The sequence below is a fragment of the Kitasatospora sp. NPDC059827 genome, from assembly GCF_042731675.1.
Classification (GTDB): Bacteria; Actinomycetota; Actinomycetes; order Streptomycetales; family Streptomycetaceae; genus Kitasatospora.
The window spans coordinates 3804-12311 of record NZ_JBHWIV010000024.1; the positions used below are offsets into that span (position 1 = coordinate 3804).

The window sequence follows — 8508 nt, forward strand, 5'->3', positions numbered from 1 at the left end:
TACTTTCTCGCGCCTCCTCTCACCCCACCGCGCCCGTCCCGGCGGCGGGCATCCTGCGCCCGCGGAACCCCCGGCCCCGCCCATGCCTACCGGACGGCCCGCCCCGCCCGGCCGGGCGCCGCGTCGACGCCCGACCAAGATCACTCGGAGGGGGTGCCCCGCAGGACCTCGGCCGGGTCGGCGTGGGCGTGCATGGCGACCACCCGGCCGTCGTGGAGGGTGAACACGTCGGCGACGGTGAGGTCCAGTGCGTCGCCGTCCGTCAGCGTGCCGTGCACGTGGTGGACGATCACGACGTCCGCGCCGCGCCGGTACGCGGTCGGCTCGGAGTGCAGCTCGGACCACATCGCGTACGAGGCGCTCAGGTACGCGTGCACGGCGTCCCGGCCCGTGTGCGCGCCCCCGTTGGGGAGCTCCTCGGGCTCGACCCACGCCACGTCCGGGTGCAGGTCGGCGACGGCGGCGTCGATGTCGCCCCGGGCGTAGGCGGCGTAGGCGGCCAGGACGAGGGCGACGTCGGGATCGGCGGGGTCCGCGGGATGCGCGCGGTGTGCGGGGGAGGGGGTCATGGGCGGGACGCTATCCCGGGCGCCGCCGCCCGGCGTGAACGCCGTTACGTGCCCCCGGGCCGCGTGTCCTCGGGTCGAGCGTCCTCGGGGTTCACGGGCGGCGGGCCACGAACACCAGCTCCCGCCCCGGCCGGTCCGGCGCCCCGCGCACCTCCTCCAGCACGAAGCCCGCCCCGGCCAGGTCCTCCTCCACCTCGGCCCGCTCCCGGAAGCGCAGCGTCGAGTCCGAGGTCAGCACCTGCCCGTCCGCGCCGAACGCGTACGTCGAGCGGAACGACACCAACGGCCATTCCACCTCGATCAGTTGGATCCAGTGCTCCACCGGCCCGACCCCGGCGACCTCCGTCACCCGGTGGGAGTGCTCCCGGGTCCACTCCTCCCAGGCCTGGGCCGCCGGATCCCGGGTCTCGAACACCAGGCGCCCGCCCGGGCGCAGTGCCCCGAAGGCCCCCCGCAGGGTGCGCCGCCAGGCGGGCGGGTCGGCGATCGCCTGGGCGACGTTGGCCGTCATCGTCGCCAAGTCGACATCCAGCGGCGGGAGTTCACCCGCGTCCCCGTGGATCCAGCGTACCCGCTCGGCCCCCGGCTTCGCCCGGGCCACCTCGACGGAGGCCGCTGCCGGATCCACCCCGACCACCTCGATCCCGCGTTCGGCCAGCAGCAGCGCGAACACCCCGGTGCCGCAGCCGAGGTCCAGCACCCGGCGGGCGCCGAACTCCTCCACCATCCCCACGTAGGCGTCCAGGTCGCCGCGGTCGGGGTCCAGCGGGTCGTAGACCGCGGCGAGCCGCGGATGCGCGTAGCACTCGTCAGCCATGCCGACCACCTTACGGTCCGTCCCCGAACCCCCGAACCCCCGAACCCCCGCCCGCCGGCGGCGCAAACCCGGGTGACCCGGCCGGTCGTGGCGGCGACACTGGCGCCATGACCGCTTCCGCCACCCCCCGACTGCTGCGCCCGCGCGCCCTGGCGCCCGGGGACCTCGTCGTCATCGCCGCGCTGTCCGGTCCGCTGCCGGCCGCCTACGAGCCCAACGTCGAGCGGACGGTGGCGGTGCTGGAGCGGATGGGATTCCGCGTGCGCCGGTCCCCGCTGCTCGCGGCGGGCCGCCACCACTGGTGGAGCGCGGCCGCGCCGGCCGAGATCGCCGCAGAGCTCAACGCCCTGCTGCGCGACCCCGAGGTGCGCGCGATCGTCGCCAGCGACGGCGGGCAGACGGTGCTCGGCTACCTGGACCTGATCGACGTCGAGGCGGTCAGGGCCGACCCGAAGCCGATCCTCGGCTACAGCGACATTTCGCTGCTGCACCTGGTGCTCCACGCGCGCACGGGCCTGGTCGGTTTCCACGCCGACATGGCCGTCCCCGGCTTCGGCGGGAGCTGGCCGTGCGCGCCCGTGGCGCGGCAGGCGCAACTGGAGGAGCTCTACGCCGGGTTGCTGACCGGCACCGGGGTGATCGGCGCGCTGCCCGCCGGCGAGTCGTGGGAGTGCTGGCGTCCCGGTCGCGCGGAGGGCCCGCTGATCGGCGGGGTGATCAACCGTATCGTGCTGGCGCAGGCGACGCCGTTCGCGCTGCCGCTGGAGCGCTTCGACGGCGCGGTGCTGTTCTGGGAGGAGATGGGCGGCCTGGCCTCCCACGTGTGGAGCTACCTCCAAGTGCTGCGGCACAGCGGCGTCCTGGACCGGATCGCGGGCATGGTCGTGGGTGTTCCGCGCGAGATCGGCGGACTGGAGCCCGACGCGTCCCCCACCCTGCGCGAGATCGTCCTCGACGTCCTGGGCGAGCGTGACATCCCGGTCCTGGGCAACGTCGACTTCGGGCACGCCGGCCCCAACCTGCCGATGCCGGTGGGCATCCGCGCCGGCCTCGACGCGCAGCGGCGCACCTTGGCGCTGCTCGAACCGGCCGTGGATCCGCGTCCGGCGGACCGGGCGGCGCTCAACTAGCCCTGTTCCGTCGCCGGTTCGGGCGATTGCCGTATCCGCTCCGGCGCCGGGAGGATCCTCCTCAGAAGCATCGCTTCGTGGCGGTGTGCCCGAAACGAGAGGATCGCCCCATGCGTCGCCGGTTCTTCGCCCTCGTCCTGCTGGCCTCTGCCGGGATGCTCGCCCTCGCCGTCCCCGCCCAGGCCGCCACCGGCGTCCTGGTGGTCAACGGCGTGCCCCACGAGAACCCGCAGCGCGGCTGCTACCCGGCCACCTCGCCGGTCTTCGTGGAGAACTTCACGAACTCCACGGTCCTGGTGCACTCCGCCGCGAACTGCCAGGGCCCGGTGACGGCCCAGGTCGGCCCGGAGCAGTCCGTCGAGACCTTCGGGACCAGCTACTTCGTTCTCTGACCCCGTTTCCGTTTCCGTGGCGGCTCCGGCCGCCCGTCCCTCGGGCCGCCGCCCGTCGGCTACCGCGTACCGCTGTCGTCGAGCCCGGCGATGACCCTGAGGTCCGCCTCGGAGATGTCCAGGGCCTCGGCGATCCGGCGGACCAGCGGCAGGTCCGGGTTGTGGCCGTGGCGGAGCATCTGGACGGTGGACATCGACAGTCCGGCGCCCTCGGCCACGTCCTTGACCGGAATCCCGCGCAGCGCCATCAGCCCGGTGAGCACCCGTCCGAACGGATGCGGCTCCGGCCGCCCGGCGGGGGAGACGGCCGGGCCGATCACCACGTCACCCACCTTGGCCTGGAAGCGGACCAGCCGGTCGCCCGTGAACCCGACCTTCGCGACGAACGGCAGGCCCTCGCCGTCTCCGGAGACGACCGTTCCCGGGACCGACACCTCGGCGAACCGCACGGCCGGATCGAGGCGGTGGTCCCCGGTCTCCACCGGGGTTCCCGGCTCGACGCGGTCGACCCTCCAGTCGCGGTTCCACCACGGAAGGTCCCGCAGCAGCCCGTTGAGGAACGGCGGCAGGACGCTCACGTCCACCGGGTCCGGAGGATGCTTCTGACCGACCCAGATGACGCCGGGCCAGTACGTCAGGGCCGCGATCACGTCCGCCGTCAGCGGGCGGTCGGTAGTCTCCACGGCCACACTCTCCCACCGGTCGCCCGAGCAGTCTCCCGCGACCGGGCGGCCGGCCCGTGAACTCGGCCGGCCGCAGCTCCCGGCTGCTCGGCGGTGGTCGCCCGGCGGTGGGCGGGCCGAGGATCCGGGTGCGCCGACTGCTGTGCCGGGTACGGGTGTTCGAGATTGAGAGGCGGCCTCGGCCGCTCAGGGCCACGGTTGCAGGTCGTCGCGGAAGGTGGTGGCGGTGCCCGCGAGGCGCCAGCGGCGGCTGTGCCGGGAGTAGGTCCACGTCTCGGGCGCGGTGCGGGTGGCGTCGATCCAGGCGGCGAGTTCGGGCAGGGCGCCGTGCCGCAACGCGAGCCGGGCGGTGGAGCGTCCGGCGGCCGGCAGCGGGGAGACGCCGACCCGTACGGTCGACCACCAGGCGGGGTGGAAGCCGCCCATGCCGTAGTTGGAGCGCACCGGCGGGATCCACTCCACGTGCAGCAGGGTCCCGTCGCCCCAGGGGCGGCTGTCGAAGTCCAGGCGGACGGTGTCCGCCCGCTCGGCGCCGAGCACGCCGAGCGCGCCGCGGACGTCCGTGGCGGTGAGCGGCCACGACAGCCCGCTGGGCAGACGGCGGTTACGGGAGGGCACGGCCCGAGGATGGCACGCGCCCGGGCCGGGGCGCACGCGAATTCCCGCTGATCGGGGCGGGGGCGATGATCAACGGTGGTCGGCGGCCGCCTAGGGTCACGTGCATGTCCAGGACCACACCGCCGCGCCCGCTCGACGTCGAGGCGCTCTTCCCGGAGCTGACGGCCCACCGGGGCACCACCACCCGCCTCCACCCGCGCCCGGGGCGCCCCGACGCGACGGTCAGCTCCGTGGGCGGCCCGCTGCTGTGGCCCTCGGACGAACCCTGGCCGGTGTGCACCGACCCCCACAACCACCGGCGCGGCCACCGGCCGGCCGACATCCACGAGCGGCGCCGGATCCTGGACGCCGCCTGGCGCCGGGATCCGGCCACCGGCCCCACCGACGAGGAACGGCAGCTGCTCAAGGAACTCGAACGGCGCCACCGCGTCGAGGAAGGGGGCACCGCGGCCGACCCGCTGCCCCTGATCGGCCTCGCCCAGCTCTACCGGGCGCAGATCCCCGACCTGCCCGCCGGGCCGGACGGCTGCGACCTGCTCCAGGTCTTCTGGTGCCCCTTCGACGCCCACGGCCCCGGCCGCACCGGCATGCTGCTGGACCTGCGCTGGCGCCGCTCCTGGGAGGTCGCCGACGTGCTGGCCGACCCGCCGCGCCCGCAGGTCGTCGGCTACGAGGGGTACCTGCCGCAGCCGTGCGTGCTGCACCCCGAGCAGGTGGCCACCTACCCGTTCGCCGGCCTCCTCCCGGAGGACCTGGGCGCGCGCATCGACGCCTGGGAGGAGGCGCTGGAGGAGGCCGCCGAGCAGGCGGCGGGCGCGGGCGCGGGCGCGGGCGCGGACGGGGACGGGGACGGGTGCGGCGACGGCGAGGGCGACGGTGAGGAGCCGTTGGGCTACCAGGACGACCTGTCCATCCCGCCGGGCTGGCGGGCCGGCGGCTTCGCCTCCTGGCACGTCACCGACCCGGCCCCGATGGACTGCCCGGCCTGCGCGGCGCCGATGCACCTGCTGCTGACCGTCGACAGTTCGGAGTGGGACGGCGGCACCGGCAGCTGGAAGCCGCTGGAGGAGGAGCGGGACCCGCGCTCCTCCAGCACCCCGACCGGGGTCACCGTGGGCCGCTGGGGCGAGCTCAACGTCTTCGCCTGCCCCGCCGACCCCGCCCACCCGCACCGCTGGAGCATCCAGTAGGGCCGGCCGGGACCGCCCGGCGGCGCTCGGCGACGCTCGGCGAGGCCGTCAGGTCGCGGCCTGCTCCGAGGGGAAGTCGGCGCCGAGAGTGACCTCCCGCCAGTCGTCGAAGCCGGCCCTGAGGGAGTCGAGCTTGGCGGTGGCGATGTCGTACGCGGCCTGGCCCAGGAGCAGGCGCAGCGGCGGCTGTTCGGCCGTGACGGCCTCGATGACGGCCCGGGCGGCGCGTGCCGGGTCCCCGGGCTGGTGGCCGTAGGTGGCCAGGGTGCCGGCGCGTCGTGCGCCCGCCGTGGGGGCGTAGTCCTCGATGGTGGTGGCGGACTGGTGCATCGAGGGGCCGGACCAGTTGGTGCGGAACGCGGCGGGCTCGACGATCGTCACCTTGATGCCCAGGGGCGCGAGTTCGGCGGCGAGCGCCTCGGAGAGGCCCTCCACGGCGAACTTGGTGGCGTGGTAGTACCCGGTGGCGCCGAAGCCGACCAGGCCGCCGAGCGAGGAGATGTTGACGATGTGGCCGGCGCGCCGGGCGCGCATGCCCGGCAGAACGGCTCTGGTGGTGTCGGCCAGACCGAAGACGTTGGTGTCGAACAGGGCGCGGATCTCGTCGTCCTCGCCCTCCTCGACGGCGGCGAGGTAGCCGTAACCGGCGTTGTTGACCAGGACGTCGATCCCTCCGAAGGCGGTTTGCGCCTGGGCGACCGCCGTCGCGATCTGCCCGGAGTCGGTGACGTCCAGGGGCAGGACGAGGGCGCGTTCGTCGTGCCCGCGGATCAGGTCGGCGACCTTGCGGGGGTCCCGGGCGGTGACCACGGCCCGCCATCCGCGCTCCAGTACGGCGGCGGCCAGGGCCCGGCCCAGGCCGGAGGAGCAGCCGGTGATGAACCAGACCGGCACGTCAGGGGAGGTCATACGGGAGGTGCCCTTCGCTCGAAGTCTCGTGTGCGGTGTCGTGGGAGATGCCGTGTGGGATGTCGTGTGGGACGTCGTGTGGGACGTCGCGGAGACCGGCGCCGGTGAAGCCGGCGAGCCGGGCCAGCGACTGCTCGGCGGCGCTGCCGGGTTCGGCGCGGTAGACGACGAGGTGCTGGCCGGGGGCGCTGTTGACGGAGAAGGTCTCGAAGCCCAGGGTGAGGTCCCCGACCAGCGGATGGCGGAAGCGCTTCGCCGAGGCCGTCTTGGCCCGTACCTCGTGGCGCGCCCACAGGCGGGCGAAGTCGGCGCTGCGCACGGACAGTTCACCGACCAGCTCCCGCAGCCGCCGGTCGTCCGGGGTGGGATTGGCGGCTCGCAGCGCCGCCACGCACCCCTGCGCGACGAGGGACCAGTCACGGTAGAAGTCCCGGGCGTTCGGGTTGAGGAACATCGCCGTGATCAGACCGGTGTCGCCGCCGAGCCAGGAGAACAGTGCCTCGCCCAGGGAGTTGACGGCCAGCAGGTCGAGGTACCGGCCGTAGACCAGGGCCGGTGTGTCCGCCCAGGCGTCCAGCAGGGCCACCAGCTGCGGGCCCGCGTACTCCCGGGCGGGCTCGGGGCGTCCGGGCTGCGGCGGGTCGACCAGGGCGCGCAGATAGGCGGCTTCCTCGCCCTTCAACAGCAGGGCGGCTGCCAGGGCCCGCCGGACCTGGGGCGAGGGATTGCTCTCGCGTCCCTGTTCCAGCCGCACGTAGTAGTCGGTGCTCACCCCGGCGAGGACCGCGATTTCTTCGCGCCGCAGACCGGGAGTACGGCGCGCCCCCGCAGGCATCCCGTGGTCCTCGGGACGCACCAGTGCGCGCCGGGCCCGCAGGAACTCGCTGAGCCGGTTCGTGTGCATGGCCACCACCGTAGGGGGACGCGGCACGAAGAAGGTGGCCCTGGCACACCCACCCGCTCGGCCGGCCGTACGGGCGGGCGTACGGGCGGGCGTACGGGCGGGCCGTTCTGGCACAATCGACCGCATGTCCGAACAACCCCACGACGCCCTGAGCGAGTTGACGGCACTGCACCCCGAGGTGGCGGCGGCCGGTTCGGTGTGCGAGGCCCTGCGGGCGGCGGCCGAGCGGGCGGGGCACGTCCTCGCCGTCGAACCGGCCGCGGCGCAGGGCCTCGGCCTGCTGGGCGCGACGGTGCGCGCCGAGGGGCGGACCGCGTACGCCACGCTGCTGCGCGGCGGCGACGGCGACGGCGAGGGGGAACACGAAGGCGAGGGCGGTGGCGACGGGGGCCGGGTGCTCGCGGTGGACTGCTGGGGCTACCAGGCCTGCGCGGCCACGGGCAGCACCCGGGACCCGGCCGAGGCCGCCGACGTGCTGCGCTCCTGGGTCCAGGGCGCCGGGGTGGACGAACTCACCGCCCGGTGGCCCTTCCTGCGCACCCGCGACCTCGCCGCGGCCGACCTGCGCGGCGAACGGGAGGCCGTCGCCCGGCGCTGGCAGGGCCGGCTGCAGAGCCCCGCCCGCGGGATGGCCGGCGAATGGCGCAGGCTCGCCGTGGCCGCCCACGCCGAGCCTAGGCTGCGGGTGCTCTCGCCCGGGCGGGCCATGTACTGGTTCACCCTCAGCCGCCGCGCCACCCCGCCGATCAGCCAGGACCTGCCGCAGACCAGGCCGCTGGGCCGCGGCCGCTACGAGGTGACCCACGCGGACGGCCGGGTGCGGACGGTGGAGGGCGCGGCGGCGGCCGTCGCGGTGATCCTGGAGGGCCTGCCCCCGGACCTCACCCCCTGACCCCCTGACCCGCCGCCCGCCGCCCGCCGCCCGCCGCCCGCCGTTCACCCGGCCCGGCGGGCCAGTTCGGCGTTCGCGCGCTCGGTGATCAGGGCCAGCGCCCGGCCGGCTGCGGCCAGGTCCGCGGCCGACGACCCGGCGCAGGCGGCCCGGCTGCGCGAGCGCTTCCCGACGGCCGCCGTCGCCGTGCTCGCTTTCACCGGCCCCTGGCAGCGCCTGGGTGTCGGCATCGCGCGGCTGGTCGACTACTGGACGCCCAGGGGCGGCTGAGGGCGGCCGGGGCGGCAGTCGCGAAGGCCCGCACCGGGGGGCGGGGGGGGGCCACCCCCGGACGCGGTTTCCCCCGCCCGCCCCCCAACTCGGCCGGGGGGGGGGGGGTGAAAACAAAGGGGTTGGTTGAGTGT

Annotated in this window: 11 protein-coding genes; 5 read left to right on the forward strand and 6 right to left on the reverse strand. The window is 75.2% G+C overall.

Features of this window, described 5'->3' with window-relative positions; translation table 11 throughout:
• Window positions 1-140: 140 nt before the first annotated feature.
• Window positions 141-569 (reverse strand): nuclear transport factor 2 family protein, encoded by a 429-nt coding sequence (locus ACFV8H_RS17210; RefSeq protein ID WP_380400539.1) that lies wholly within the window; start codon window positions 567-569, stop codon window positions 141-143.
• Between the two features lie 91 nt (window positions 570-660).
• The gene (locus ACFV8H_RS17215) at window positions 661-1386 is read right to left on the reverse strand and encodes a class I SAM-dependent methyltransferase (RefSeq protein WP_380400541.1); all 726 of its coding nucleotides are present in this window, start codon (window positions 1384-1386) and stop codon (window positions 661-663) included.
• Between the two features lie 107 nt (window positions 1387-1493).
• Between ACFV8H_RS17215 and ACFV8H_RS17220 the strand changes: the two genes are divergently transcribed.
• Together ACFV8H_RS17220 and ACFV8H_RS17225 are read left to right on the forward strand one after the other, a co-directional pair.
• Window positions 1494-2516: an LD-carboxypeptidase gene (locus tag ACFV8H_RS17220; RefSeq protein ID WP_380400543.1), complete on the forward strand. Its 1023-nt coding sequence runs from the start codon at window positions 1494-1496 to the stop codon at window positions 2514-2516.
• Between the two features lie 110 nt (window positions 2517-2626).
• Window positions 2627-2908 carry a hypothetical protein gene (locus ACFV8H_RS17225; protein ID WP_380400545.1) on the forward strand — a complete coding sequence of 94 codons (282 nt, stop codon included), beginning with the start codon at window positions 2627-2629 and terminating at the stop codon, window positions 2906-2908.
• Window positions 2909-2967: 59 nt separating this feature from the next.
• Here ACFV8H_RS17225 and ACFV8H_RS17230 read toward each other — a convergent pair whose 3' ends face one another.
• Window positions 2968-3591, reverse strand: a complete 624-nt coding sequence (locus ACFV8H_RS17230) for a helix-turn-helix domain-containing protein (protein ID WP_380400547.1) — start codon at window positions 3589-3591, stop codon at window positions 2968-2970.
• 186 nt (window positions 3592-3777) lie between these two features.
• Window positions 3778-4209, reverse strand: coding sequence for a hypothetical protein (locus tag ACFV8H_RS17235; RefSeq protein ID WP_380400549.1), 432 nt, complete (start codon window positions 4207-4209; stop codon window positions 3778-3780).
• A gap of 104 nt (window positions 4210-4313) precedes the next feature.
• On the opposite strand from ACFV8H_RS17235, the gene ACFV8H_RS17240 reads away from it, so the two are divergent.
• Window positions 4314-5399 carry a hypothetical protein gene (locus tag ACFV8H_RS17240; RefSeq protein ID WP_380400551.1) on the forward strand — a complete coding sequence of 362 codons (1086 nt, stop codon included), beginning with the start codon at window positions 4314-4316 and terminating at the stop codon, window positions 5397-5399.
• A 48-nt stretch (window positions 5400-5447) separates the two neighbouring features.
• Here ACFV8H_RS17240 and ACFV8H_RS17245 read toward each other — a convergent pair whose 3' ends face one another.
• On the reverse strand, window positions 5448-6308 hold the full coding sequence (locus ACFV8H_RS17245; protein ID WP_380400553.1) for an oxidoreductase: 861 nt from the start codon (window positions 6306-6308) through the stop codon (window positions 5448-5450).
• A complete protein-coding gene (locus ACFV8H_RS17250; RefSeq protein WP_380400555.1) occupies window positions 6295-7212 on the reverse strand; it encodes a helix-turn-helix domain-containing protein in 918 nt (305 codons plus the stop codon). The genes ACFV8H_RS17245 and ACFV8H_RS17250 overlap by 14 nt, the downstream gene beginning before the upstream one ends.
• A gap of 124 nt (window positions 7213-7336) precedes the next feature.
• On the opposite strand from ACFV8H_RS17250, the gene ACFV8H_RS17255 reads away from it, so the two are divergent.
• Window positions 7337-8104, forward strand: coding sequence for a DUF6193 family natural product biosynthesis protein (locus tag ACFV8H_RS17255; protein ID WP_380400557.1), 768 nt, complete (start codon window positions 7337-7339; stop codon window positions 8102-8104).
• An 84-nt stretch (window positions 8105-8188) separates the two neighbouring features.
• A complete protein-coding gene (locus ACFV8H_RS17260; protein ID WP_380400559.1) occupies window positions 8189-8374 on the forward strand; it encodes a hypothetical protein in 186 nt (61 codons plus the stop codon).
• Window positions 8375-8508 lie beyond the last annotated feature (134 nt).

Coding starts and splice junctions, on each gene's coding strand:
- ACFV8H_RS17255 (WP_380400557.1), top strand. CDS start 7,337: ATGTCCGAACAACCCCACGACGCCCTGAGCGAGTTGACGGCACTGCAC.
- ACFV8H_RS17225 (WP_380400545.1), top strand. CDS start 2,627: ATGCGTCGCCGGTTCTTCGCCCTCGTCCTGCTGGCCTCTGCCGGGATG.
- ACFV8H_RS17215 (WP_380400541.1), bottom strand. CDS start 1,386: ATGGCTGACGAGTGCTACGCGCATCCGCGGCTCGCCGCGGTCTACGAC.
- ACFV8H_RS17220 (WP_380400543.1), top strand. CDS start 1,494: ATGACCGCTTCCGCCACCCCCCGACTGCTGCGCCCGCGCGCCCTGGCG.
- ACFV8H_RS17250 (WP_380400555.1), bottom strand. CDS start 7,212: ATGCACACGAACCGGCTCAGCGAGTTCCTGCGGGCCCGGCGCGCACTG.
- ACFV8H_RS17245 (WP_380400553.1), bottom strand. CDS start 6,308: ATGACCTCCCCTGACGTGCCGGTCTGGTTCATCACCGGCTGCTCCTCC.
- ACFV8H_RS17210 (WP_380400539.1), bottom strand. CDS start 569: ATGACCCCCTCCCCCGCACACCGCGCGCATCCCGCGGACCCCGCCGAT.
- ACFV8H_RS17240 (WP_380400551.1), top strand. CDS start 4,314: ATGTCCAGGACCACACCGCCGCGCCCGCTCGACGTCGAGGCGCTCTTC.